Source organism: Soonwooa sp., assembly GCF_032062245.1.
Taxonomy (GTDB): Bacteria; Bacteroidota; Bacteroidia; order Flavobacteriales; family Weeksellaceae; genus Soonwooa.
The window spans coordinates 35,250-60,277 of record NZ_DAMBQF010000001.1; the positions used below are offsets into that span (position 1 = coordinate 35,250).

Sequence of the window (25,028 nt, forward strand, 5' to 3'; positions counted from 1 at the left end):
TTGGTCGTTGTTAATGCCGAAATCTCTACTCTATATCATTGCGATTTTTTGGACTGTGTTTTTGCAAGCACAGCAACGGGATTTTTGGCTGATTGACAAAGACACGCAAACGAAAAACATCGTAAAAGATTCGGCAGCGGCAGTTAAGTTTTTGGACAGTCTCGCGCAAACCTCTTACTTTTTTGCAAAATTACACTCGGTAGAAAATAAAGACCAACACACCGAAATCTATTATGACAAAGGTCCCAACTTTAACCAAGCGCAAGTTAAATTTTCGGATAGTTTGCAAAAAGAATTCAATTATCCTAAGGAGATTTATGTCAAAAATTTGGATTCTTTAAAGCTAAAAATTAATCAAAGATATAGAGACAAAGGTTTTGCATTTAATCGTGTTAGAACAAAATTTATTGAGATTAAAAACGATAAGCCAACGATAGAAATTTCGGTGGTACCTGCGCAACAGCGACGCATCAATTCTTTTGTTGTTCGCGGTTACGAGCGCGTCCCCAAACGTTTTGTTAAAAATCTAGAAAAAGCCTATCTCGGGAAAGTGTACGATGATAAAAACCTTGTCGCCATCAACAAAGATCTACAAGGTCACACTTTTGTAAGTTTGGAAAAACCGCCGCAAACTTTGTTCACGAAAGATTCTACACAAATTTATCTTTTTCTTCAAAAAAAACGTGTCAACAATTTTGATGGAATGTTAGGTTTTGGAAACGATAAAACCGAGAAATTCACTTTTAACGGAACAATTAATATTGCGCTTCGTAATATGTTCAACGGTTTTGAAAGCATTAGTCTTTACTGGCAACGTAATCCTGACAAAGGTCAAACTTTTGATTTGCAAACCGATATTCCGTACACTTTTAAGTCGAATGTCGGCGTTAATGTTGGCGTTAATATCTATCGACAAGATTCGACTTTTGCAACGGTGAAATTCCGTCCTGCATTGTATTTACATTTATCACAGAATCAAAAAATTGGACTTCGAGGGATTTTTGAATCGTCAGCCGTTCTAGATTCTCTGTATACGCAAGCTCAAGATTTCACTAAAAAAGGTATTGGTGTTTGGTATCAATATCAATCTGGAAGCGACATTCCGTTGTTTATTTACAATACAAATATCCGAGCAGAAGTTGATTTTATTAAAAGTAATTACGATAAAACCAATCTCTCGGTTAACCAAATGCGTTACTTTGTTTCAGGCGAACATAATTTTCATCTAAAAGGAAATCATTATCTGAATCTTCGTGGTGAATCTGCTTTGTTATCGGCAAAAAACGATTTGTCCGTCAACGAACTTTTTAGATTTGGTGGTTGGAATTCGATGCGAGGTTTTAACGAATTAAGTTTGGTCAGCGACTTCTATGCCTTTGGTGGCGCCGAATATCGTTATCTCGTCAACGATCAAGCGTTCTTCGACGTTTTCGCACAGTATGGTACAATGTCTAACAAAAGTCTGAATGCCAGTCCAAGTCTTTACAGTTTGGGATTGGGTTTTAATTTCTTCTTGCCCGTTGGTTTGATGAGTTTCCAAATCTCGAACGGAAATCAATTCGGAAATCCTTTTAAATTTTCTGAAACCAAAATCCATTGGGGAATTGTGAGTCGATTTTAGAATTCATAGTTCATTAATTTGGATTATTACAGTTTTAAAAATATTTTATTATTTTAGCGAATAATTTCACAATTCTGGAATTATCCCCGTGTTCAAAAACTAAACTAATCCGAGAATTTACTAAATGAATAAATTTCTATTCGTTTTAATATTTTTTTGTCTCTATCTCAACACGAAAGCGCAACAGATAAATTCTGAAGCGCTTAATAAGGAGATTTCACAACTTAACGACGCCTACAAATACGAAGAGTCTATCATTAAACTTGAAGAAATCCTTCACAATAAAAAATCCCAAAACTACGAACGTTACAATGCTTACCTTCAAAAAGCTTTAACTTTTAAAAGACTTTACAATTATCCAGAAGTTTTAGAAAACCTAGATTTAGCTTTTGAGGAAGCGAAAGATACAGACTTTGTTGAAGAAGCAGAAGTTCGTGTTTTAACGGAAAAGATGTTTGTAGAATTCGACTTACGAAACTTCGATAAAGCCGAAAAACTTATTAAAGATTTATCCAAAAAAAATATTGATTTGCTAGATGCCGAGACGCAAGCTTTCTACCTAAGTGCGGTCGCTGTCCTACAAATCATCAATAAAAATTACAATGCCGCACAGTTGACTTTGGAGGATGCGATTGGCATTTTGGAACGGAAAAGCCCAAAACATCTTCCACTTATATACACCAAAATCATTGGACTTTCAGAACATCTTCAAGATAGAAACCTAGCGCAAAACGCCTTTGATAAAGGGATCTATTATGCTGAAAAATACAATATGGATATCTACAAAATATCTTTATATTACACGATGAGCCATTTTTTTCTGACTTTCGAAGATTATAAAAATGCTTATCTCTACGAGAATCAGGGTGTCGAAATCTCAGCTAGATATAATGCTGCATTTCAAAATGGAAAATTATCTGTTCTCGAAAGAAACCTTTTGAACAAAAGAAAAAATATAGAACTCGATTACCAAAAAAAAATTAAATACATCCTCGCTTTTGCATCCGCTATTTTGCTAGCTTTTTTAGTGGTTGTTGTTAAGTTATATCAATCTAACAGAGAAAAAAATAAGCTTATCCTTCGCGAAAACAACCGTATTCGCACCGAACTCGAAAAACTTACAAGTGAAGTGAATGAGCAAGGTGAAGACAAAATAAATCTTGCCAATTACAACCTTACAGATCGACAAATAGATATTGTGAACCTTGTAAAACTCGGAAAAACAAATAAAGAAATTGGCGAAAAACTTTACATTTCTGAAAATACAGTTAAATATCACCTCAAAATTATATACAGCAATCTCGGTATCGAAAACCGCTGGAATCTTCGTGAAAGTTTACAATAGAGCCTTTCATACTTTTTTTTTTAATTAGATGAAAACTTTATATATCCTTATTCTATTAGTCTTTAGTTGTTTTATTTCTGCCCAAAATGGGAATCTGAAAAAATTCAATGACGAAATATATGTCCTTAATAACAAGCATGAGTACGAACAAAGTATTATAAAAATCTATGAAGTTCTTTACAATCCAAAGTCTTCACATTACGAAAAATACAATGCTTATCTACAAAAATCTTTGACATATAAAAGGATATACAACTTTAACGAAGCTTATGGCAACCTCAACTACGCGTTAGAAGAAGGCTTAAAAACCGATAAAGTAAAAGAAGTAAATTCTAAGATCGCTATTGAAAAATTCTTTATCATTTTCGACTTACAACGATTTGAGAAAATTCGGGAAATGATAAATGATAACAAAAACATCGACTTATCATTAATCGATGAAGAAACAAAAGGTCTTTATCTTTCTGCCTTAGCCATTATTGAAATTATCGATGGTAACTACGATGATGCCAATGACAAAATTAATAATGCAATTAGTATTTACGAAAAAGTAAGTCCTAAAGATTTACCCAATATTTATGGTAAGAAAATGTTTCTGTATCAAAAACTCAATCAACCAGAAAAAGTTGAAGAAGCTTTTCGAAAAGCAATGTATTATGCAGAAAAATATAAAACAGATCTATATATAAAGAATCTAGCTATCAATATGTGGGAATTTTACACCCATCAAAACAACCTCGAAAAAGCAAAATATTATCGCGAAATTGCGGACAATCTCAAAGAAGACGACAATACTTTAATCAATATTAATAGCCTAAAACTTATCGAACTCGAAAAGAAACTAACATCCGACTACCTAAGAAAAGAATACGAAGCACAACAAAAGAAACAACTATTAGTAATTGTTGGATTTGTAATTGTTCTCGGCATTTTAGGCTATTTAGGAATTACTTTATTTAAAAATAAAAAAAAACGTCTTGAAGTTGAATCTGAGAATTTAGAAATCAGAAAAAAACTAGATGAGATTTTATTTAATTCAAAAAATGAAACCGAAGATTCTGACTTTAAAAATACCAATCTCACCGATAGACAACTTGAAATTATCGAACTTGTAAAACTCGGCAAAACCAATAAAGAAATCGGTGCTGAGCTATATATTTCGGAGAATACGGTTAAATATCACCTCAAGATAATCTACAATACTTTGGGAATAGAGAACCGTCGGGACTTGCGCTAAAAGAATTAACAAATTGATTTTCAAGCAATAGAAAAGACAAAAATTAAATTTAGTTAATATCAATTTCCTGATTTTCAGAATTCATTAAAAAGCTTTAATTTTGCAAGAAAGTAAAAATGTCTATTCATAACAAAATTGTTGAACAAGCCATCACTTTTGATGATGTTCTTCTCATCCCTTCTTACTCAGAAGTTTTACCGAATCAGGTATCTTTAAAATCTAGACTTACAGACAAAATCACGCTTAATGCGCCAATCGTTTCTGCAGCGATGGATACAGTTACAGAAGCAGATTTAGCAATTGCTTTGGCAAGAGTTGGTGGTTTAGGATTTATTCACAAAAACATGACAATTGCTGAACAAGCTGCACAAGTTAATCGTGTAAAACGTTCAGAAAACGGCATGATTTCCGATCCCGTAACCTTGTCAAAAGATCATACTTTGGGACAAGCCAAAGACTTGATGTCTAAATACAAAATCTCTGGACTTCCAGTTGTTGATGCTGACGGAATCTTAGTTGGTATTATCACAAACCGTGATGTTAAATATCAGGAAAACCTTGATATGAAAGTCGCTGAGATTATGACAATCGAAAATCTGATCACCTCTGACAAAGACACTAACTTAGAAAAAGCTAAAGAGATTCTTCTTAAAAATCGTGTTGAAAAACTACCGATCGTTGACAAGAAAAATAAATTGGTTGGATTGATTACTATTAAAGATATCGACAACCAAATGGAATATCCTAATGCTAACAAAGACGAAAACGGGCGACTAATCGTTGGAGCGGGTGTTGGCGTTGGCGAAGACACGATGGATCGCGTTAAAGCACTAGTTGCTGCAGGCGTTGACATTGTGGCGATTGACTCTGCCCATGGACATTCTAAAGGTGTTCTTGATAAAATTTCTGAAATTAAAAAAGCTTATCCTAACCTAGACATCGTTGGCGGAAACATCGTAACTGCCGAAGCTGCAAAAGATTTGATAAAAGCTGGCGCTAATGTTCTTAAAGTTGGTGTTGGTCCAGGATCGATTTGTACAACACGTGTTGTAGCGGGTGTCGGCGTACCTCAACTTTCTGCAATATATAACGTTTACGAATATGCTAAAAAGAAAAATGTTGCGGTTATTGCTGATGGCGGTATCAAACTTTCTGGCGACATCGTAAAAGCGATTGCTAGTGGAGCAAGTGCTGTGATGTTGGGTTCTCTTTTGGCTGGTACCGAAGAAGCGCCAGGCGAAGAAATCATCTTCCAAGGTAGAACTTTCAAATCTTATCAAGGTATGGGAAGTCTTTCTGCGATGAAGCGTGGTGGTAAAGAGCGCTACTTCCAAAGTGAAGCTAAAAAATTCGTTCCAGAAGGTATCGAAGGACGTGTACCTTACAAAGGAAAATTGGAGGATGTTATTTTCCAATTGACCGGTGGACTACGTGCTGGCATGGGTTATTGCGGTGCTAAAGATATTGAAACACTTCAAAAAGATTCTAAAATGGTGATGATTACAGGAAGCGGTCTTAAAGAATCGCATCCACACGATGTTATCATCACACAAGAAGCACCTAACTATTCTTTATAAAATTAAAGATTTATATAAAACTATCAAGCTGTCCTTTGTGGCAGCTTTTTTTAGGACTAAACTTTTTTTTTTAAATGAAATTTGATTTAAAATAAAACATATTTCTGTAATTTTAAATTTCATAATTTTTTTAGAGAATTTACTTTTAAAAACTCTAGAAATTAAAATTATTTTTAAAATTCATGTTTAAAATAAAAAACTATTTTCTTGTAGTATTACTGTTGTCATTAGTCGGATGTGACGTGATTCCGTCAGGTGCTATCTATCGTCCAAATTCAGGTACAACTTCCTCTACCAACGAAAGTCGCGAGTTTGCTGATCTTATCGCGAAAGATCAAATCAATAAAAATGACGAAACTGCGAAAGTCCTCACCTACCTACTCAACGACGCCGATCCAAAACAAAAGCAAACTGCCGCTGTCATTACCAATACTTCGAATTGCAATATTATTGTCCGTCTAACACAATCTGGAGGAAACAAAATTTACCATCTTCCAGTTTCTAAAAACAGTAAAAACCAATTTATCATCGATAAAGGAAATTACACTTTGAGATCAAATGTTTGTTCAGCTAAATATTATTCGCAGAAAAGTGTAACAGATGCTCTTATTTTGACTTTGGGCACCAATTAATTTTTTAATTATTTTTTGAATTAAATATTGACTTCCGAGATAAAACATTAAGATGTCGGATCTATATTCATAGCGTCAATTCTTGTAAAATTCTGCAAGATTTTGTATCGAGAATTCAGAAAACTTAGCAATGCAAAAATCCGACTCAGCTAACCAAGTCGGATTTTCTTTTTTTAAAAATAGAAGTTTCTATTCTTTAATAAATTTAATTTCGTGATTTTTAGAATCTTTTGTTTCAATTTTTATGATGTACAAACCTTTTGAAAGTTTTGAAACATTAATGTTTAATTTAGACTTTTCCGAAACGACTAATCTTCCTGCAGTATCATAAATCGATATTGAATTTAATTGTTCATCAGCAATAATATTCAAGACGTCTTTAACTGGATTAGGGTAAATGTTAAATTTATTTTTATTAAAATCTGATAAAGCCAATGTTGAAGTATGGACATCTCCGGTCATTGTAGAATTAGCGCCAGACATGCTTCCGCCACATTCACCTTGGGTTATCGCAGTATTTTCTACCCATTCTCCTGTAGTATTGCTTGGTGGATTAACAGCTGAAGAGCTTCCGGTAGCGTTATAAAAAACAACATAAGGATCTACAAAATCACCATCACCTTGGTCAGCCAGAAACTCCCATCTCGTATTGGTATTATTCCACTGGATTTTGAATTCGCAAATCCCAAATCCTCCGCAAGGTTGATCGCCAGTAACAGGCGTTGTAATATAGATACCTTTACCGTAAGTATCTGTGCCGGTTTTAGTCAAAACATAATCTTGGTTATTAAATAGATTGTAACAACCTTTATAGTTAATTGTTTGTGCCTTAGATAATCCAAAGCTCAAGCACAAAGACAGTAGTATTGTAGTTTTCATAATCTTAGTGTTTTTAGTTTTGTGATGGATAAATACCTTCTGTAGCAATAATACACTTAAAAGTAATGTAGGGCTGAATGTTATCATGTGGCTCATTACCTCCCGCAGTTTTAACAGAAAGATTACTCATGGATGCTAAGGTCCCACTTGTCGCATACTTTTTATCCAGAACTTGACTATCAGACGGCAAAGCATTAGTAGGAAGATTTTGACTACCTACACCACTAACAGCAGTAATTTGATGATTATGCATCGGCATTTGATTTATTGTTAAAGTTTCCTTTTCTGTGCCAGCAGATTGTCCTATTACATAATTAGCACCATTGGTAGTAGAAGTACCATCGCCAATCAACACTCGACTTCGTACATTAGGCAATGCAAAGGTCGTCACACCATCGCCACCATAAGTTGTTCCTATCAAACTATATAAAGCATCGTTTTCCGCTATTGACATTAGTTGACCGTTACAGTCTGCCCAACCCACTGGCGCAAAAGTAAATGCGACATATAGCATTTGTCCCAGATAAGCATCACCTCCGCCTTGTGCTTTTAGTTTAGTATTACCTGCTATAAAAGCAAGCAAAATACCTAGTATTAAAAATTTATTTTTCATGGTTTAGTTATTTGAAATTAATTACGTGACGGATAAATACCTTGTATTGCGATAATACATTTTAATGTCGTATAAGGCTGCATATTGTTATGTGGTTGAGAAGCTCCTGAACCTGACAACGTATTATTTGACATTGTTGTATCTGCAGTCGCATGCGAGTACTCGGGATCGCCAGCTAAAGTATTTGCCATACGATTACCAATGGGATTAGACGTATCTCCTGCAACTTTTACAGCAGTTAAAATATGATTATGCGTGGGCAGTTCATTGGAAGTTAAGGTCACCCAAGGAACCCCAACTTGTGTACCAACTACATAGTTAGGACCATCTCCCATTATGGTACGTCCTCTCATATCGGGTAAAGCAAAATTGGACATACCATTGCCACCAAATTGTGTACCCAGCAAACTAAATAAAGCAGTATTTTGGCTAATGTTCAACAATCTTCCATCACAAGGCGCCCAACCTCTTGGCGTAAAATTATAGGGAACCCACATGATTTGGCCAATCAGGGGCAGGTATTGCGAAAAGCCTTTGACACCTATCATTAACAACGCAATGATAGATAGTTTTTTAAATTTATTCATGGTAAAAGTTTTTATGGTCTTGCTGGAAAAACACCTTGCATAGCTATAATGCATTTTAAAGCCAAAGAAGGCATACGATTCTCGTGTGCTTGATTGCCTCCAACGGCACTAACAGCAGTAGATTTCATAATAACCTCATCAGCAGCAAGTGTAGATGTTGAATATTCTTTGTCAAGCGTCTTTGTCTTTGCAGGATAAGCAGCATTTGGTTTATTCTTATTAGCCACTTCTGCCGTACCCATCAGTTGATGTGTATGTGTTGGCATTTCTGCGATGGAAAGTGTGACACTTTCTGTGCCACCTGTTTGTCCTATATAATAATCACTAAGACCTGCGCCTTGTCCATCATCAATAATCACGCGCCCTTGTGCATTAGGCAATGCAAAATTAGTCACACCATTTCCTCCATAAGTTGTCCCTAGTAAAGAAAACAATGCTGTATTCTGAGAGATTTGTAAAAGAGAGCCATCGCAATCATGCCAACCTCGAGGTGCGAAATTGTATGGTACAAACATAATCTGTCCGATAAATGGTGTCTCTTGCGCAGAAAGATTCGCGCTAAGACTCCCCAATACAATGAGGAGCGTACTTGCAATAAGTTTCATAGAAATTAGTTTTCTCAAAAATATAGAATTAATCAAATACGAAAAAAGATTTTTTTCATATTTAACATTTAGATAAAATAAAAGCTCAAAAAAAATAGATTCCAATAAATGAAATCTATTTTAAAACATCTAATATTTAAGTTTATTCTTGTTTACCTAAATCCCGTTCGAAAACCTTCAGGCGATGTTCAGTACTCATATCACTTTTTGCAATTTTTTCTTTTGCATAAACTTTAAAAGAATGTTCGGTTTTTTCTAAAAGATAATCATAAGGACCAACATTGGAAATTAGCTTAATCAAAACTGGAGAAATCTCGAGACAGATAAACATTCCCATGATAAAACTCACTGCTAGAGCAATGATTGCCGAGTTTTTGCCCAACTCGTCCAAAGCTTGTAATCGCGCCGCAAAACCATTAAATTTATCTTCAAAAGTTTCGGTGCTTTTTCTTTCAGTCTCTAGGTTGGTATAGACTTTTGACACTTCTTTGTCGAGATATTCCAAACGTGGCGCAACTTGTTTTTGATAATTTTCTAAATCTTGTCGACGTTGCTCTTTCAGTTCGGCTTTACGTTTAGCATTTGGTCCATAACCTTCTTTACCGCTGGTAAGTCCAGTTTTAGTACCGAGAATCTCTTTTTCCAATTCTACCGCAGCCGAATCATACGAAACTCTATAAGCTGCAATTTTATCATTAATCTGTTTTTTCTCAGCATCAAAAGGCTCAGATTGTTGAAGAATACGACTCTTCATCTCGGCTTGTAATTGTTTTTTATTCCGTTGAATAATCGTGTTAAGTTGCTTGTTAACTTCTTTTTCAAAAATCTTAAGTTCCAAAGGTTTTGCAATGATAATTCCTAGAAAAGTCGCCAAAGCCAAACGCGGCAAAGTCATCAACAATTGATGCCACCAACCGACTGTTTTCTTAATCGATGACACGATATATCGGTCGAGATTAAAAATCATCAAACCCCACAAAAGTCCAAATCCTGCAGCAATCCAATAGTCATCAAAAACCGTAAATATAGCATAGCCAGCAGACAAAGTTGCAAAAATTGCGGTAAACAAAACGATACCACCAATACCTGCAAATTTATTCCATTCCGAGGGCGTTTTTTTCAAAATATGAACATTCGCACCCGAACAAAGTATTAGAAAATGTTGTAATACATTCATTTTAAAAAGTTATTATTTAGTTTGACTATTTGTCACCTCAAATCTCATTTTGTTACAAATAGTAATAGGCTTAACCAAGTAGCGAAAAATATGCCAAGGCTTTTAATCCTATTTTAAATTTTAAAATGAATTTCAACAAAGATTCGCAAAGCTTATTTAATAAAGAAAAAATTAAATTTGAAAAGAAATATATTAAGATTTAGATTCTTCAATTGGAATAATAATACTGTTTTCCTGGTCGCGCAATCGTTTTTCGGCATTCCATTTTGCGAACTTTGAAGGCTTTATATAATGTCCTTTTTTGTAAGCGTAGACTTTTGTAAACTCTGCACCAAAAAAGATGATTTGACAACTATAATTAACCCACATCATAATAAGAATGACCGTCCCAGCAGCGCCAAAAACAGAAGTTGGCTTAGACAAATCAAAATATAAACTCAGCAACATTTTCCCGATATTGAATAACAAAGCGGTTACCACAGCGCCCATCCAAACAGACTTCCAAGAGATTTCGACGTCGGGCAAAACTTTAAACATAAAAGCGAATAACAGCGTAACTACCAAAAAGCCTAACACAAAATTAGAAATTTGCATCAAAATGTAGGTTTCAATTCCAAAATAACTAGTTATAAGATTATTAGCTAGTCCCAAAAGTGAGGATAAAACCATACTTATCAAAAGCAAAAACGTGATAACGAGAATCATTCCCAGAGAATTGGCGCGGTCCAACAAGAATTTTTGCCAAGCACGTTTGGGTGCTGATTCGATGTCCCAAAGTTGATTAAGTGACGCCTGCATTTGGAAAAACAATGTCGTTGCACCAAAAATTAAAGTACCGACACCCAAAGTTTTCATCCAGATATTTTGTTTATCAATGACAGCGCTAGTAATAATACTTTCGATACTAGAAGCAACATCTTTCCCCATGATTCCACGGAACTGAGCGGTAATTTCGCCACGAATAGCTTCTTCACCATAAAAATTTCCCGCTACCCAAATCACAATAATTAGCAATCCGGGAAGCGAGAAAATCGCATAATAAGCAATACTCGCACTGTCTTTGCTCGCAGACGACTTCATCCACTCGCTAAAGCTTTCTTTAAGAACACTCCAGAAGTCCGAGATTATTTTCAGCATATTTTATTCTTTATACCAACCCGAATATTTCATATAGTTGTTGGCAATTCTGTTGATTTCGCCTTCTATTAACTGTTGCGAAACATCTTTCACTTTTTTAGCAGGAACGCCAGCCCAGATTTCGCCTTCGCCGATGTGTGTATTAGCAGTAACAACCGCACCTGCTGCCACAATCGAATTACTTTCTACCACACAATCGTCCATTACAATTGCGCCCATCCCAATTAGGACATTATCTTTCAATGTACAGCCGTGCACAATCGCATTATGGCCGATGGATACATTGTTTCCAATTTCAGTCGCACTTTTTTGATACGTGCAATGCACCATCGCGTTGTCCTGAATATTAACTTTGTTACCTATTTTTATGGAATTAACATCTCCACGAATCACCGCGTTGTACCAAACACTACAATCGCTTCCCATTTCCACATCACCAATTACTGTTGCTGTCTCAGCCAACCACGTGTTCTCCCCCATTTTGGGCGTTTTTCCTAGAAGTTCTCTAACTATTGCCATTATTTAATTTAATTTTTTTTAGAAGCTATTCCCGCTTTCCGCTGTATCTTTTGTGGTGGCGACCTCGCTTCGCACGGCCGCCACCACAAAAGGATGCCGCTACAATCGGGGCTAAAATTTTGTGCTTCGATAAGCCATAAGTCTGATAGAAAATTCAAATAACCTCTAAAGTCCTATTCCTCAAGCCAACACAGAATTCTTAAGCATTCTTACATTTTTTTCTTCCACTAAATTACGATATTTTTGCATAAGAAAAATCCAGTCTATGAGACAAATTTTAATAGAACCAACAGAAAATCCTAAAGTCCTAAAGTTTGTAGCAGATTACAACCTTATTCCAGGCTCTTTAGAACTCGATAGAGATTCCGACATTTCGGAAATCCCATTAGCGCAAGAATTGTTCAACTATCCTTTTGTTAACCGTATTTTTATCACGGCTAACTTTATCGCAGTTGCCAAAGAAGACAGCGTAGAATGGGAACATGTAGCCGAAAATCTTAAAAACGTTATCGAAGACGAACTTCTTGCAAACCCAAGAATTTACCTTCAAAAGAAAAAAGAATTGTACCAGATCTATTCTGAAATGACGCCCAACCCAAATGTTATGAAATTCGTTTCTAACAAAATGCTTATGGATGGCTTTTTAGAATGCAAAAATGTACAGGACGCAGAGTTTGTTCCTTTAGCAAAAGCGCTTTTCGACGAATTTGATTTTGTAAAAGAAGTTTTCATTAGTGACAACTTTGTTGCCGTGACTAAAGACAACCAATACGAGTGGCATCAGATTATGACGCAAGTGCGTTCTAAAGTTGCAGATTATCTACAAGGCGGCGGCGAAATTTCTAATGTAGAACCGCATCCACACGAAAATCCAGTACAGAAAATTCTTGATAGAGATTATACGGACAACGAGCAAAAAATCAGCGACATCCTTATGGAATACGTTGCGCCAGCTGTAGAAAATGATGGTGGAAAAATCTCACTTATGGAATATGATGAAGATAGCAAAACAGCAAAAATGCTTCTTCAAGGTGCTTGTAGCGGATGTCCTTCTTCAACAGCAACGCTTAAAAACGGTATCGAAAATATTTTAAAACAATTTGTTCCTGATTTAGTGGATAAAGTTGAAGCGGTTAACGGCTAAAATTTAAAATAAATTCAAAAAACTTTTTAATACAAAAAAAATTGATTACCAATAATATACCTCCAAAAAACACAAACAAAAAAGGGATTTTACTTGTTAATTTAGGTTCTCCTAAGTCAACTTCTGTCGCAGATGTCAAAGACTATCTCGACGAATTCTTGATGGACGAACGTGTTATCGATTATCGCTGGATTGGCCGTGCGCTTTTGGTACAAGGTATTATCCTGAAAACGCGTCCTGCAAAGTCTGCCGAAGCCTACAAAACGGTTTGGACGGAGCAAGGTTCTCCACTTATTGTTATTACAGAACAGATAAAAACCAAACTTCAAAAATTGGTTGATGTTCCTGTAGAAATCGGAATGCGTTACGCAGAACCAAGCATCGAAACGGGCATTCAAAAACTGGTTGATCAAGGTATTTCGGAGATTGTTTTGTTTCCGCTATATCCGCAATATGCGATGAGCACAACAGAAACGGTAATCGAAAAAGCAGAAAGCGTTCGCAAGAAATTTTTCCCGAATGTAAAAATCAATTATGTTCAGCCTTTTTATAATCGTGAAATCTACATTCACTGTTTAGCGGAAAGCATCAAGGAAAAACTACCAGAACACTTCGACGCACTTCAGTTTTCCTATCACGGCGTTCCCGAAAGACATATTTACAAAACCGACCCGACTAAAACCTGTAACTTAAACGATTGCTGCCAAAGAGAAAACAATCCGAGTCATCAGTTTTGTTACCGTCATCAATGTTTTAAAACCACGGAATTAGTTTTAGAAAAATTGAATTTACCGAGAGAAAAAGCGTTGGTAACTTTTCAATCCCGTTTAGGAAAAGATAAATGGATTGAACCTTATACCGATGAAACTTTGGAAAATCTGCCGAAAAAAGGGGTTAAGAATTTAGCCATTGTTTGTCCAGCTTTTGTGTCCGATTGTTTGGAAACTTTGGAAGAAATTTCGGTGGAAGGCAAAGAAGAATTTTTGCATGCTGGTGGCGAAAGTTTCCATTACATACCTTGTCTTAACGACGAAGACCAATGGATTAATGTTGTCAAAACTTTGTGCGAAGAAAAACTTAACCAATTTTATTTAGTTTAAAAATGATATTTCGCGTCGCTAGACATACCTCGAATATTGAAAAACTAAGCCACTTCTACTCTAGCATTTTAGGTTTTGAAGTTTTGGGAAGTTTTAAAAATCATGATAATTACGACGGTGTATTTTTAGGAAAGCGAAATGAAAACTGGCATCTAGAATTCACGCAAAGCAACGAAGCTTCAAAAGCTGTTTTTGACGACGATGACATTTTGGTTTTTTATCCAACTTCACAATCAGAATATGATCAAATTTTAGAAAATCTAAAAAAACATCAAGTTCCGATTTTTGAACCAAAAAATTCGTATTGGAAAGTCAACGGAAAATGTTTTGAAGATTGTGACCGCCACAAAATCATAGTTTCTCATTTAAAAATACAATAACAAAAACCTCAGAAATTCTGAGGTTTTTTTGTTAGTTAAATTCCCTTCAAAACAAATATATTATCTTCGGAAAGCTAAAAACATTTTTATGAGAAAAATTCTGTTACTGATTTTGTTAAACGTTTTCACTTGTGTTGTCGCTCAAAATCGATATTCCATTTTTGGTCATAACGGCATTTTCGGGATCGTTGACAAGACAAATTTCACAGAATTTTTAGCGCCAAGTTAATAACTTGTAGATTTCTTTTTCACTGATTATTTAGCGATGTAAAAAGACAGTCAATTTGATTTCTATTCAAAATATAACGCCGAAAAATTTAGGTTAACATACCAAGAACAGGATGAAATAAAATTTAATAATCGAAACTATTATCATTATCAAGATGCTAGTGTTTCTTATTTAATTCCAGATTTAGTTGCTGAAAAAATCAAACGTCCAAAAAAGTACAAAGCGATTATAGAACATAAAACTACTTTATTTGGTAGTTTAGAAAATAGTTTTGATATCGACGATTTTAAAAACCAACAAGTCAGCAAATCCATTAAGGCAATTTATTATCACGCTGGGACTTTCAATAACAAATTAAATTCTAAAACCGAAGACCTTATTGTGTTTTATGGTAATGCGACAATCGAAGTTTATGATGGTCAACAAATGCTTTTAAAAGCTTATAAATCCAAAGAAAAATCTAAGGAAACTGTTTAAAAATTATCAGTAAAGATTTTGAATATGTACCTACGCCAGAAATAGTTTATAGAGCAGATGTTGCCAATCCTGATTGGGCTTCTGAAAGTTTACAAAACCGAACCAAAATCTGGTTAAGCAAAGACAAACGAAGATACTTTAGCATAGCAGGACGTTGCGAAATCTATTACGCTGACGGTAAAAACTGGATTTCGATACAGTCATATTCACAGCAACAGACTTTCAAATTTGAAGTGGATTTTGAAAATAAAAAATTTAATATTCCTCAAAAAAATATTGATGCTTTGGATTTGAAATTTGATTGAAATTGTCATTCAAAACATGCAACATTTAATCATAAAAAAATCAATAAAAACAGTCCAAGTAAATAACTCGGACTTTGTTTAAATATTATTTGGTTTAAAACTATTTCTTGTTAAAATCTCCAACAAAGATTGACGTCAATTTATCTTCAGAAATGTATTTTCTAAGAACAGCATTAACTTGATCTAATTTGAGTGCAGAAACTTGTGCTTCCAACTTGTCATAATCGTCTAATGGCACACCAAATTGCAATTGTGTGTTCACTAAATTCATCAAAGTTCCGTCATTGCCCAAACCTGTTTTACGAGAGTTAAGCCAAGATGTGAGATTAAATTTCATCTCTTCTTGCGTGAAACCTCCTTCAAGAGCTGTTGCAATTTCTTCTTTCAAAGCCTTGTTAACAGCCTCTTTTTTAGTCGGATTGTAGAAGGCATACCAAGACCAAGATGCCACATCGTTGTTAGCTGGGACGTTCATAAAAGAACCCGCACCATAACTGATACCTTCTTTCTCACGAAGACGCATTGGGATACGCGCAGACAAGAAGCCTCCACTACCAAGAATCTCGTTAGCCATCACCATCGCTGGATAATCTGGGCTATTACGATCCATTGTAAAGTTGATACGCCCAAATGCTGCACCATTCTCTTTATCGGGCGTAATGATTTCTTTATCTAATTTTTTAGTTGAAAATAATTCAGGTTTTATGTATTCATATTTCGATTTAGAATTCCATTTGGCAAAAGTATTTTCTAGCAATGCCCCAGTCGTTTTTGCATCCAAATCTCCAACAACAGAACCTACGCCATTATTGCTACCAAGCATCGAATTGTAGAAATCTACCAATTGTTGACGTGTTATTTTCTTGTTATTTTCAATTTGCTCTTTAATAGATGGCGTGTAATAGATACTTTCTTTAGAATAAGGCGAAGCAACACGCTCGATTTCATTAAATGCAATAGCTTGCGGATCGTTAAGCGAGCCTTCTAGATACGTATTATATTCGTTAACCGTTTTTACCAATTCAGCTTCTGGGAAGGTTGATTCCGTTAAAATCTCTTTAACCAAGTTCATCACTTTTGGCAAATTTTCTTTGTAAGTGCTGACATTTACAACTAAATTTTGACCTCCAAATCCGAAATAAAGATTAGTTTTCCACTCGTCCAACATATCTTGTATTTGCTCTTTGGTATGCGATTTAGTCCCAGTTTTAAGAACTTCAGCCATTAAAGAAGCCACATCAGATTTTCCTGTTAAATCTTTAGCATTCCCGATTGGAAAACGGAAATTGGCAACCACTTTCCCACCTTTTATTTCTTTTTTAATCAAAGCATACTTCATCCCGTTGCTCAACTTAGACTCTGTAAGATTTGCTTTTAAATTTTTGATAGATGCTTCAAAAGGTGCTGCTTCTTTCTCGATAGCACGACCTTTATAATCTTTAGTCAAAGTTGCAATCTGCGCATCCGAAAACTCTATATTTTTAACTCGAACTTCATCTTTAGTTGGGATAAAGGCTCCAACTGTTCGGTTGTTGCTTCTAAAATATTTTTCTGCAACACGCTGAATGTCCGCTTTAGTTAAATTTTCAATAGTATCACGATAAAGCATTTCAAGTTTGTAGTTACCAGCACCAATAATTTCCGTTAAATTAATAGCATAATTAATCGTGTTGTTTTTGGTATTTTCCAACTGTTTCAGAAGTTTCGCTTTTGCACGCTTAACATCATCATCTGTAAATTTAATTGTTGAAACTTTATCTAATTCTTTTCTAAAATCTTCCTGCGTTGCTTTAACATCTTTATCATTCGGAACTTCTAACCCGAAATACATATAACTAGCATCACGAACTGTTGGCTGCCACGCGTATACAGAAGCCGCTTTGTGCGTATCGATAAAAGCTTTGTACAAATATCCTGATGGATCTGAAGTCAAAATTTCGCTTAGCGCATCCAAAGCTGCATAATCTTTGTCAGCAAATGGCGCAGTGTGATAAAGAGCACCAATAACTTTGCTGTCACCGGAACGCTTCAATTCTACAAAACGTTCGCCATCTTGTGCAGGTTCAACCGTGTAAGTCAAGTCGATAACTCGTGAAGGTTTGGGGATGGGCGCAAAATATTGAGAAACATAATCTAGTGCTTTTTTCTCATCAAACTTACCAGCAACAATTAAGGTTGCATTGTCTGGTTGATAGAATTTTTCATAAAACTTTCTAAGTGTTGGCGCTTTTACACGTTCGATATCTTCCTTGCTTCCAATTGTCGAATTTCCGTAATTGTGCCATAAATATGCAGTTGACACGATTCTTTCTTGCAGCACTCTTCCAGGATTATTCTCACCGATTTCGAATTCGTTTCTAACAACAGAAAACTCTTTATCAAGATCCGATTGCAAAATCGTAGCATTTATCATTCTGTCAGCTTCCATCTCCAAAGCCCAACGAAGATTATCGTCACTCGAAGGGAAAACTTCGTAATAATTGGTTCTGTCGTACCAAGTTGTACCATTAGCAGCGCCACCTTTATCAGATAATTGTTTTTTAATATCACCTAATTTTTTGGTACTTTTAAAAAGCATGTGTTCTAGCAAATGCGCCATACCTTTTTCACCATAACCTTCGTGACGCGAGCCAACATTATAGACGATGTTAACCACCATGTTACTCTGTGAAGCATCTGGAACCAAAAGAACTTTGAGTCCATTTTTTAAAGTATATTCTTTGATTCCTTCTGTATTGCTAACAAAAACTGGAGCTTCTGTCATGTTTTTTTGCGCATAGATAGCGATTGGCGCAACACAAAAACTAAATGAAAATGCTGAGGCAAGTAAAAGTTTTTTCATAGATATTTTGTTAATTTTTTGTGATTCTAAATGTACTATTTTATTTGACGCAAAATTTTTAATATTCAAATTTTTAAAAAATCTTGACGTAACTTTGTAAGGATGCAAACGGAAAAAATCATTTTAGGAATTGACCCAGGAACAGCCGTGATGGGATTTGGACTTATCACTATTAAAAGTGGCAAAATGTCTCTTCTCGCAATCCACGAATTAATTCTTAAAAAATACGATACTCACGAAATAAAACTAAAACACATCTTTGACCGAACTCTTTCGTTGATAGACGAATATCATCCTGACGAAGTCGCTTTGGAAGCACCTTTCTTTGGTAAAAACGTGCAAAGTATGTTAAAACTTGGCCGCGCACAAGGTGTTGCAATGGCAGCAAGTCTGTATCGCGATGTCCCAATTGTGGAATATTCTCCCAAAAAAGTTAAAATGGCAATTACTGGAAACGGTAACGCCAGCAAAGAACAAGTTGCAGGAATGTTGCAAAAACTTTTAAACTTAAAAGAATTCCCGACCAAATATCTGGATGCGTCCGATGGATTGGCGGTTGCCGTTTGTCATCATTTTAATTCTGGAAGTATTTCTACCGAAAAATCTTATACTGGTTGGGATAGCTTTATTAAACATAATCCTAATCGAATTAAATAATCCTAAAAACTTATGGAACAAAACGAGGCTTTATTTGATTTGATTGAGCATACCAATCGTAGTATTTTTTTGACAGGAAAAGCAGGAACTGGTAAGACCACTTTCCTCAATAATTTTGTTAAAAAAACTCAGAAAAAACACATCATTATTGCGCCAACTGGCATCGCTGCAATTAATGCTGGCGGTGTAACCATACATTCGATGTTTGGGTTACCCTTGAGGACTTTTATCCCAACAACGGAACGTATCGACCAAAATATAGCGAATAATATTGCGGATCTTATGCCGCACTTTAAATACCGAAAAGATAAACTAAAACTCCTTCGTGAGATCGAAGTTATCATTATTGATGAAGTGTCGATGTTGCGTGCTGACGTTTTGGACATGATGGATTTTGCGCTGCGACATATCCGACGAAATCCTATGAAATTCGGAGGTGTACAGATGTTATTTATTGGTGACCTTTACCAGTTGCCGCCTGTTGTTAGAGACGAATATCTGTTAAATCAATATTACAAATCGCCGTTTTTCTTTCATGCAAAAGCTTTAGAAGATTATCCAATTATTACGATAGAACTTCGAAAAGTCTATCGACAAACGGATGAAAAATTCTTAGAAATATTAAATGCAATCAGAAATGGTGATGTCGAAAATATTGATTTTAATGAATTAAATTCTCGTTACGATCCAGACTTTGAAGCCGATGAAGAGGCTTACGTCTATCTGTGCTCGCACAATAGACAAGCGAATGAAATTAATCAGCGAAAATTAAAAGAACTAGGTAATTCTTCACATTATTTTGATGCCGAAATTGTTGGCGATTTTAAAGAAAGTCAATATCCGAATGAAGAAACTTTGGAACTAAAAGTTGGTTCGCAAATTATGTTTATCCGAAATGACACGTCACCAGACAAGCGTTACTACAACGGAAAACTGGCCGAAATCACCTACATCAACGGTGACGAAATAAGCGTTGTCATGGAAGGCAGCGAAGAAGAATTCATCATTAAACCTGAAATTTGGGAACAAAAACGATACGGACTCGATGCTGAAAAAAACATTACAGAGGAAGTTTTGGGAAGCTTCAAACAATATCCGATTCGGTTGGCTTGGGCGGTTACCATCCATAAAAGCCAAGGTTTGACATTTGACCGATTGATTATCGATGCAGGAAAAAGTTTTGCTTCTGGTCAAGTCTACGTTGCCTTGTCACGTTGCCGAACTTTGGAAGGTATTGTTTTGAAATCTAGAATTACACCTGAAGTTATTTTCAAAGATCATCGCGTTGCAGAATTCCAATCGACAACCAATGCGAATGATAAAATGGAAGCCATTTTGGAAGCTGAAAAATACGATTACAGCATCGAAAAAGTTATCCGAAGATTGGACTGTACTTGGTTTACGCAGACTTTAGAAATCTGGTACAACAGCGGAAAAGACAGTCGTTATCTCGATCGTGAGCAGAAGAAAAATTTGTATTTAACATTAAAACCAGAAATCAATAATCTGCAACAGATTTTTGTTAAGTTCGAAAAGATTTTAAAACAATTAACTTATAAGTTTATCAATCAGGAAAGCGATTGGCAGCAAGTTGAAGAAAAAGCAAAAGGCGCTGTTAATTTCTTTTTCACGAATGTTAATGATAAAATTTTTATCCCATTAAAAGATTTTTACGCAACTACAAAAGGAGTCAAAGGTCTAAAGGCTTACAATGAAGATTTTAAAATTTGGATTGATGATTTACAAGACTATTTAAAAGACATCAAAGACGCGAAGCTTCTTAACGTTGAATTATTCGACAAAAAAAATGATGTTGAAATCTCAGCAACGATCAAAAAAATCCCGACGCATATTATAAGTTTCCAAATGTTTCAAGATGGGAAAACCTTGGGCGAAATTGCTAAAGAACGAGGTTTGGTTGTATCGACGGTTTATGGCCATTTAGCCAAATTTGCTGAACAAGGCGTTTTGGACAAGAAAGATCTTTTGAGAATTTATCCAAAAGAAAAAATCGCAAATTTCGAAAAAGCATTTAAAGAAAATGCACAAGAAACACTTAACGATTGGAAAAGTGTTTTGCCATCAGATTTTGAATTCAATGAAATAAGGTTATTATGGAATTATTTTCTTAATTTGAAGCCATAATTAAAACTATGGAGCAACTCGACATTTTTGATTCTTTTGACAACGAAAACCTTAGACGACGCGCACTTCTTCCTTTTTGGATAAAAGTCTTTACGTGGATTTTTTTAATTGCTGGGATTGTCGCATTATGTATTCCGATTTTTGGGATTTTCAGTTCAAAAATAGATTTGTCGATTTATGGCATCACGACCAACCAAGTTTGGACTTTTGATGGTATTGCAATTTTAATTATTTTCCTATTTAAAGCTTTGGTCGCTTTTGGGCTTTGGTTTGAGAAAGATTGGGCGATTAATTTAGGAATTGTGGATGCTATTTTTGGAATTGCATTTTGTCTTTTTGCCATGTTTATTCAGCATTCGACTTGGGACAATATTGACATTAATATACGATTAGAAATTTTGGTTTTAGTCCCTTATTTAATAAAACTTTGGAAACTGAAATCCATTTGGTAACATAATAAAAAAACATCTCAGTTGAGATGTTTTTTGTTTTATTTCTGTTCTGTATAGATCGTGGTTAAAAAATCACCGTAAGAACGTTCTAATCCAATAATATCGCTGGTTTTAATATTAATTCCGCCGTAGATACTTTTATTTTCTTTCACTTTAAAATTCGAGATTTGGAAGTATTGCGCTGGATGTTCTTCCTTGCCTGTAACTTTTATTCCACTTCCCAAAAACTGTCGAGTCGAGACAGTAATTTCTTCGCCAGCATTAAAACTTTTTTTGATAAAATGTCTTTCTTTAAGCTCTAACTTATCTTTATTAATACTGATTTTTTGATCCTTATTAGACGACGCCACCAAATAAATTGTATTGAATTCTTTGGGGATATCGTTGGCTGCAACATAGTACAAACTCAACATATAATGGTTGGAGTTGAAAGCTTCGTCCTCCAGTCCATCAGGTTTTCTCCACGAAAAAGTGTTGGCTCCGATTTGTTTTGCTTTTTTGTAAATCGCATCGAAAACAGCAACATCATCGTTAGAAAAACCATTCACTAAAATTTCTCCAAGATAGTCGCCTTTGGTTATTTCTGGATTTATTTTGTAAAGAAACTTATCGGTGTTCTCATGAGTTTTTGCAACGTTGCTCAGGATTACATTTTGTGCAAAAGTCATCACACCAAACAAAAAAAAACCGAAAGAAATTATTTTTTTAATATTCATTATTGATTTCTAAACTTGAAAAACCAAGTTTTATTTTAAACTTTTTAAAACTTCTATACACTCTTCCAAACTATGTTCCCAACGACGAGGCTCGATACCATAGGTTTTCTCTATTTTGTCAAGATTCATCGTAGAACGCATTGGACGTTTTGCAGGCGTCGGAAATTGCTCTGTCGTAATTGGGTTAAGCTTAACACTAGAACCCGAATATTCTTTAATTTTTTCAGCAAAGTTAAACCAAGTCGTCTCAGGATAATTTGAAAAGTGGAAAATCCCAAAATGCTTCGCATCTTTTTTAATAATTTCCATAATCGCGTCCGCTAAATCGTTTGCATTAGTCGGTTGTCCATATTGGTCATTCACGATTCCTAGTTCATCCTTTGTTGCAAACAAGTAAAGCATGGTTTTAACAAAGTTCTTGTTAAACTCCGAATATAACCACGACGTTCTCAAAATAATTGTTTTTGGGTTGTTATCTAAAGCCAACTCCTCGCCCTTTCTTTTACTTGCGCCATAAACGCCTTGTGGATTTGTAAAATTGTCTTCAGAATAATCGATGTTGGTGTTACCTTCAAAAACGTAATCTGTCGAAACGTGGATTAATGTACATTCGTGGCTTTCGCAAACATCTGCCAAATCTGCAACAGCATAGGCATTAACTGCAAAGGCTTTATCTTCCTCTGTTTCTGCCAAATCTACAGCGGTGTAAGCTGAAGCGTTGATGCAGTAGTCAGGCTGATAATCCTGAAACTCACGAGAAATATCTTCGTGTTTCGTAATGTCTAAAACGCTAGAACTTGTAAAATTAAAATCGAAAACATCATGATAACGATGTGCCAATTTTTGTAAACAATGTCCCAATTGACCATTAGCTCCGATTACCAATATTCTTTTCATAGTATTAATTTTTAGCTTTATTAAATTGTCTTAAGACTTTCGCACGCTCACTGAATTCTTTTTCGGGAAGATCAACAATAGTCGGCGCAAACAAATCCAAAGTTTCTTGCGGATGTGGAACGCTAGTTCTGGCTTTCATACTAAAATGAATAACCGTCATCCAAAGAACTGCGTGGATTGTTTTTTCGTCCTCACTTTTCATTAAGATTTCGACTTTCGAAACGCGGTCTTGTAACTCGATTAACTTGCTGGAAATTACAACTTTTTTATTATATCTAACTTCTTTGAAATAGGCTATCTCATTCTGAATACTTACCCATGTAAAACCAGTTTTGGTAGCGTATTCTTCGTAAGTGAATCCAAAATGTTGTTCAACATGATCTTCTCTCGCATTAAGCATATATACCAAATAGTTGATATTGTTAAGATGCCCGATTGGATCGCAATCTCCGAAACGTATTTTGGCTAAACTCTTGAATTCTTTTTCCATAGGGCAAAAATAAAAAAACCACTCCATAAAGAGTGGTTAATATTTGTTAATTAAAACGAATTATTTAATACCTAATTGATTTTTAACATCTTGAGTTGCATCTGGACCTCCTTTGTATACGAAAACTGTGTCGTCAACGATGAAATCGTATCCTTTAGCTTTAGCTACTTTAGAGATAGCATCTTTAATTTTAGCTTCGATGGGAGCAAGACCAGCATCATATTTTTCTCTGATATCTTTCTCACCAGCCATAGCTTCTTGTTGAAGGTTAGATTGAAGTTTTTCCATCTCAGCGCTTCTTTGCTCATTGACTTGTTGAGTTTGAGTAGAAGCTTCTTTTTGGTATTTTTCAAATGTTTGTTGAGCTGCAGTTCTTTTCTTTTCTAATTCTGCTTTTTTAGTATCAGACAAAGTTTTCATTTGTTGATCTAACTTAATTTTCTCTGGCATAACGCTAAGTACAGAAGCAACATCTAATGAAGCTATTTTTTGAGCCTTTGCAACGCCTACTGCAACAAACATCATAACTGCTGCAAATAATACACTTAGTTTTTTCATAATAGAATTTATATAATTTTAATTGTTACTTAGCAACTTCCATTTGCAAACTCTCAATCTTTAACTGTTGAGATGCTTTTGGATTGTTGGTTTTAGTTGGTGCTGTTCTACTTCTAGTTCCACGATCGTTATTAAGAACTGGCGCTCCAACTTTGCTATTGTTTTTTGTATCCGTATTAGATTTTGGAAGTGTTTTCACCAATAAATCCAACACAGCATCTGTATAATCAAACTTTTTGTCTAAAAACAATACACTTGTGTTATTGCTTTTATCAAAGACTATGCCCAAGCTATTTTTCTTAGACATTGTTTCGATGCTATTCCAGATTTGATCTTGGTAAGGTTTAACAAGACTTGCGCGTAATTGATCGATCTCGCCACCTGTACCAAAACGTCCGTTGATAGAATTACGAATATTATTTTCTAAATCTGAGATTTCTTTTTCTCTCAATTTTAATTGATCACCAACTAATAAAACCTTTTCGCTTTCGAAAGCAGCTTTTTTGGTTTCATATTCATTTTGTAATCTTTGTAAATCACCTTGCCATTGCGTAACTTGTGTATTAAGTCTAGTTTCGGCTTCTTTATATTGTGGTAATTTGCTCAATATATAATTAGTGTCTACAACACCTATTTTTTGTGCGAAAGCTGTGCTAGAAAAAACACATACTGCAAAAGCTAAAAATAATTTCTTCATATTACAAATG

25 protein-coding genes are annotated in these 25,028 nt (G+C 35.1%); 12 read left to right on the forward strand and 13 right to left on the reverse strand.

The annotated features are described in order from the left end of the window. Positions 1–13: 13 nt before the first annotated feature. From RT037_RS00160 to RT037_RS00180, 5 genes are all read left to right on the forward strand, one after another. On the forward strand, positions 14–1,621 hold the full coding sequence (locus RT037_RS00160; protein WP_313026788.1) for a hypothetical protein: 1,608 nt from the start codon (positions 14–16) through the stop codon (positions 1,619–1,621). A 124-nt stretch (positions 1,622–1,745) separates the two neighbouring features. Next, complete coding sequence (locus RT037_RS00165; protein ID WP_313026791.1) at positions 1,746–2,966, forward strand: LuxR C-terminal-related transcriptional regulator; 1,221 nt, start codon at positions 1,746–1,748, stop codon at positions 2,964–2,966. 28 nt (positions 2,967–2,994) lie between these two features. Next, positions 2,995–4,203, forward strand: a complete 1,209-nt coding sequence (locus tag RT037_RS00170; RefSeq protein ID WP_313026795.1) for a response regulator transcription factor — start codon at positions 2,995–2,997, stop codon at positions 4,201–4,203. Positions 4,204–4,319: 116 nt separating this feature from the next. Beyond that, entirely contained in the window at positions 4,320–5,780 is a 1,461-nt protein-coding gene (gene guaB / locus RT037_RS00175) for an IMP dehydrogenase (protein ID WP_312324596.1), read from the forward strand. Positions 5,781–5,962: 182 nt separating this feature from the next. After that, positions 5,963–6,412: a DUF6759 domain-containing protein gene (locus RT037_RS00180; protein WP_313026800.1), complete on the forward strand. Its 450-nt coding sequence runs from the start codon at positions 5,963–5,965 to the stop codon at positions 6,410–6,412. Positions 6,413–6,601: 189 nt separating this feature from the next. Here the strand turns inward: RT037_RS00180 and RT037_RS00185 are convergent, their stop codons facing one another. From RT037_RS00185 to RT037_RS00215, 7 genes are all read right to left on the reverse strand, one after another. Continuing rightward, on the reverse strand, positions 6,602–7,291 hold the full coding sequence (locus RT037_RS00185; protein ID WP_312322958.1) for a T9SS type A sorting domain-containing protein: 690 nt from the start codon (positions 7,289–7,291) through the stop codon (positions 6,602–6,604). A 13-nt stretch (positions 7,292–7,304) separates the two neighbouring features. After that, positions 7,305–7,904, reverse strand: coding sequence for a phage tail protein (locus RT037_RS00190; protein WP_312322959.1), 600 nt, complete (start codon positions 7,902–7,904; stop codon positions 7,305–7,307). A gap of 17 nt (positions 7,905–7,921) precedes the next feature. Beyond that, positions 7,922–8,401: a tail fiber protein gene (locus RT037_RS00195; RefSeq protein ID WP_312322960.1), complete on the reverse strand. Its 480-nt coding sequence runs from the start codon at positions 8,399–8,401 to the stop codon at positions 7,922–7,924. Positions 8,402–8,502: 101 nt separating this feature from the next. After that, positions 8,503–9,096 (reverse strand): phage tail protein, encoded by a 594-nt coding sequence (locus tag RT037_RS00200; protein ID WP_312322962.1) that lies wholly within the window; start codon positions 9,094–9,096, stop codon positions 8,503–8,505. Positions 9,097–9,238: 142 nt separating this feature from the next. After that, positions 9,239–10,273 (reverse strand): DUF4407 domain-containing protein, encoded by a 1,035-nt coding sequence (locus RT037_RS00205; RefSeq protein WP_312322963.1) that lies wholly within the window; start codon positions 10,271–10,273, stop codon positions 9,239–9,241. A 192-nt stretch (positions 10,274–10,465) separates the two neighbouring features. After that, entirely contained in the window at positions 10,466–11,410 is a 945-nt protein-coding gene (locus RT037_RS00210) for a YihY/virulence factor BrkB family protein (RefSeq protein ID WP_313026811.1), read from the reverse strand. A 3-nt stretch (positions 11,411–11,413) separates the two neighbouring features. Beyond that, entirely contained in the window at positions 11,414–11,929 is a 516-nt protein-coding gene (locus tag RT037_RS00215; protein WP_079666678.1) for a gamma carbonic anhydrase family protein, read from the reverse strand. A gap of 265 nt (positions 11,930–12,194) precedes the next feature. On the opposite strand from RT037_RS00215, the gene RT037_RS00220 reads away from it, so the two are divergent. The 4 genes from RT037_RS00220 (at position 12,195) to RT037_RS00235 (ending at position 14,782) form a co-directional block, all read left to right on the forward strand. Beyond that, positions 12,195–13,073, forward strand: a complete 879-nt coding sequence (locus RT037_RS00220; RefSeq protein ID WP_313026818.1) for a NifU family protein — start codon at positions 12,195–12,197, stop codon at positions 13,071–13,073. A 41-nt stretch (positions 13,074–13,114) separates the two neighbouring features. Continuing rightward, on the forward strand, positions 13,115–14,173 hold the full coding sequence (gene hemH, locus RT037_RS00225; RefSeq protein ID WP_313026823.1) for a ferrochelatase: 1,059 nt from the start codon (positions 13,115–13,117) through the stop codon (positions 14,171–14,173). A 2-nt stretch (positions 14,174–14,175) separates the two neighbouring features. Then, positions 14,176–14,553, forward strand: a complete 378-nt coding sequence (locus tag RT037_RS00230; RefSeq protein WP_313026828.1) for a VOC family protein — start codon at positions 14,176–14,178, stop codon at positions 14,551–14,553. A gap of 88 nt (positions 14,554–14,641) precedes the next feature. Continuing rightward, positions 14,642–14,782 carry a hypothetical protein gene (locus tag RT037_RS00235; RefSeq protein ID WP_312322969.1) on the forward strand — a complete coding sequence of 47 codons (141 nt, stop codon included), beginning with the start codon at positions 14,642–14,644 and terminating at the stop codon, positions 14,780–14,782. Positions 14,783–15,664: 882 nt separating this feature from the next. Here RT037_RS00235 and RT037_RS00240 read toward each other — a convergent pair. Then, positions 15,665–18,406: a pitrilysin family protein gene (locus RT037_RS00240; RefSeq protein ID WP_313026835.1), complete on the reverse strand. Its 2,742-nt coding sequence runs from the start codon at positions 18,404–18,406 to the stop codon at positions 15,665–15,667. 102 nt (positions 18,407–18,508) lie between these two features. On the opposite strand from RT037_RS00240, the gene ruvC reads away from it, so the two are divergent. Genes ruvC through RT037_RS00255 form a run of 3 tightly spaced genes read left to right on the forward strand, consistent with a single transcriptional unit; the run spans position 18,509 to position 21,660 of the window. Beyond that, positions 18,509–19,063 carry a crossover junction endodeoxyribonuclease RuvC gene (ruvC, locus tag RT037_RS00245; protein WP_312323618.1) on the forward strand — a complete coding sequence of 185 codons (555 nt, stop codon included), beginning with the start codon at positions 18,509–18,511 and terminating at the stop codon, positions 19,061–19,063. Positions 19,064–19,075: 12 nt separating this feature from the next. Next, complete coding sequence (locus tag RT037_RS00250) at positions 19,076–21,208, forward strand: helix-turn-helix domain-containing protein (protein WP_313026840.1); 2,133 nt, start codon at positions 19,076–19,078, stop codon at positions 21,206–21,208. A gap of 8 nt (positions 21,209–21,216) precedes the next feature. After that, entirely contained in the window at positions 21,217–21,660 is a 444-nt protein-coding gene (locus RT037_RS00255) for a hypothetical protein (RefSeq protein WP_313026845.1), read from the forward strand. Positions 21,661–21,698: 38 nt separating this feature from the next. Here the strand turns inward: RT037_RS00255 and RT037_RS00260 are convergent, their stop codons facing one another. The 5 genes from RT037_RS00260 to RT037_RS00280 are packed head-to-tail and all read right to left on the reverse strand — an operon-like array spanning position 21,699 to position 25,018. Then, a complete protein-coding gene (locus tag RT037_RS00260) occupies positions 21,699–22,376 on the reverse strand; it encodes a hypothetical protein (protein ID WP_313026850.1) in 678 nt (225 codons plus the stop codon). A 30-nt stretch (positions 22,377–22,406) separates the two neighbouring features. Beyond that, a complete protein-coding gene (gene rfbD / locus RT037_RS00265; protein WP_313026853.1) occupies positions 22,407–23,273 on the reverse strand; it encodes a dTDP-4-dehydrorhamnose reductase in 867 nt (288 codons plus the stop codon). Positions 23,274–23,277: 4 nt separating this feature from the next. Further along, positions 23,278–23,763, reverse strand: coding sequence for an acyl-CoA thioesterase (locus RT037_RS00270; RefSeq protein ID WP_313026858.1), 486 nt, complete (start codon positions 23,761–23,763; stop codon positions 23,278–23,280). A gap of 60 nt (positions 23,764–23,823) precedes the next feature. After that, positions 23,824–24,321: an OmpH family outer membrane protein gene (locus RT037_RS00275; RefSeq protein WP_312322010.1), complete on the reverse strand. Its 498-nt coding sequence runs from the start codon at positions 24,319–24,321 to the stop codon at positions 23,824–23,826. Positions 24,322–24,346: 25 nt separating this feature from the next. Further along, complete coding sequence (locus tag RT037_RS00280; protein ID WP_312322009.1) at positions 24,347–25,018, reverse strand: OmpH family outer membrane protein; 672 nt, start codon at positions 25,016–25,018, stop codon at positions 24,347–24,349. Between the last annotated feature and the right edge of the window lie 10 nt (positions 25,019–25,028).

Excerpts from the sequence above, each read along its gene's own strand:
- RT037_RS00215 (WP_079666678.1), bottom strand. The coding sequence starts at position 11,929 with ATGGCAATAGTTAGAGAACTTCTAGGAAAAACGCCCAAAATGGGGGAG.
- RT037_RS00200 (WP_312322962.1), bottom strand. The coding sequence starts at position 9,096 with ATGAAACTTATTGCAAGTACGCTCCTCATTGTATTGGGGAGTCTTAGC.
- RT037_RS00235 (WP_312322969.1), top strand. The coding sequence starts at position 14,642 with ATGAGAAAAATTCTGTTACTGATTTTGTTAAACGTTTTCACTTGTGTT.
- rfbD (WP_313026853.1), bottom strand. The coding sequence starts at position 23,273 with ATGAAAAGAATATTGGTAATCGGAGCTAATGGTCAATTGGGACATTGT.
- RT037_RS00170 (WP_313026795.1), top strand. The coding sequence starts at position 2,995 with ATGAAAACTTTATATATCCTTATTCTATTAGTCTTTAGTTGTTTTATT.
- RT037_RS00275 (WP_312322010.1), bottom strand. The coding sequence starts at position 24,321 with ATGAAAAAACTAAGTGTATTATTTGCAGCAGTTATGATGTTTGTTGCA.
- RT037_RS00240 (WP_313026835.1), bottom strand. The coding sequence starts at position 18,406 with ATGAAAAAACTTTTACTTGCCTCAGCATTTTCATTTAGTTTTTGTGTT.
- RT037_RS00230 (WP_313026828.1), top strand. The coding sequence starts at position 14,176 with ATGATATTTCGCGTCGCTAGACATACCTCGAATATTGAAAAACTAAGC.
- ruvC (WP_312323618.1), top strand. The coding sequence starts at position 18,509 with ATGCAAACGGAAAAAATCATTTTAGGAATTGACCCAGGAACAGCCGTG.
- RT037_RS00280 (WP_312322009.1), bottom strand. The coding sequence starts at position 25,018 with ATGAAGAAATTATTTTTAGCTTTTGCAGTATGTGTTTTTTCTAGCACA.
- RT037_RS00260 (WP_313026850.1), bottom strand. The coding sequence starts at position 22,376 with ATGAATATTAAAAAAATAATTTCTTTCGGTTTTTTTTTGTTTGGTGTG.
- RT037_RS00185 (WP_312322958.1), bottom strand. The coding sequence starts at position 7,291 with ATGAAAACTACAATACTACTGTCTTTGTGCTTGAGCTTTGGATTATCT.
- RT037_RS00250 (WP_313026840.1), top strand. The coding sequence starts at position 19,076 with ATGGAACAAAACGAGGCTTTATTTGATTTGATTGAGCATACCAATCGT.
- RT037_RS00220 (WP_313026818.1), top strand. The coding sequence starts at position 12,195 with ATGAGACAAATTTTAATAGAACCAACAGAAAATCCTAAAGTCCTAAAG.
- RT037_RS00270 (WP_313026858.1), bottom strand. The coding sequence starts at position 23,763 with ATGGAAAAAGAATTCAAGAGTTTAGCCAAAATACGTTTCGGAGATTGC.
- RT037_RS00190 (WP_312322959.1), bottom strand. The coding sequence starts at position 7,904 with ATGAAAAATAAATTTTTAATACTAGGTATTTTGCTTGCTTTTATAGCA.
- RT037_RS00180 (WP_313026800.1), top strand. The coding sequence starts at position 5,963 with ATGTTTAAAATAAAAAACTATTTTCTTGTAGTATTACTGTTGTCATTA.
- RT037_RS00210 (WP_313026811.1), bottom strand. The coding sequence starts at position 11,410 with ATGCTGAAAATAATCTCGGACTTCTGGAGTGTTCTTAAAGAAAGCTTT.
- RT037_RS00195 (WP_312322960.1), bottom strand. The coding sequence starts at position 8,401 with ATGTGGGTTCCCTATAATTTTACGCCAAGAGGTTGGGCGCCTTGTGAT.
- guaB (WP_312324596.1), top strand. The coding sequence starts at position 4,320 with ATGTCTATTCATAACAAAATTGTTGAACAAGCCATCACTTTTGATGAT.
- RT037_RS00165 (WP_313026791.1), top strand. The coding sequence starts at position 1,746 with ATGAATAAATTTCTATTCGTTTTAATATTTTTTTGTCTCTATCTCAAC.
- RT037_RS00160 (WP_313026788.1), top strand. The coding sequence starts at position 14 with ATGCCGAAATCTCTACTCTATATCATTGCGATTTTTTGGACTGTGTTT.
- RT037_RS00255 (WP_313026845.1), top strand. The coding sequence starts at position 21,217 with ATGGAGCAACTCGACATTTTTGATTCTTTTGACAACGAAAACCTTAGA.
- RT037_RS00205 (WP_312322963.1), bottom strand. The coding sequence starts at position 10,273 with ATGAATGTATTACAACATTTTCTAATACTTTGTTCGGGTGCGAATGTT.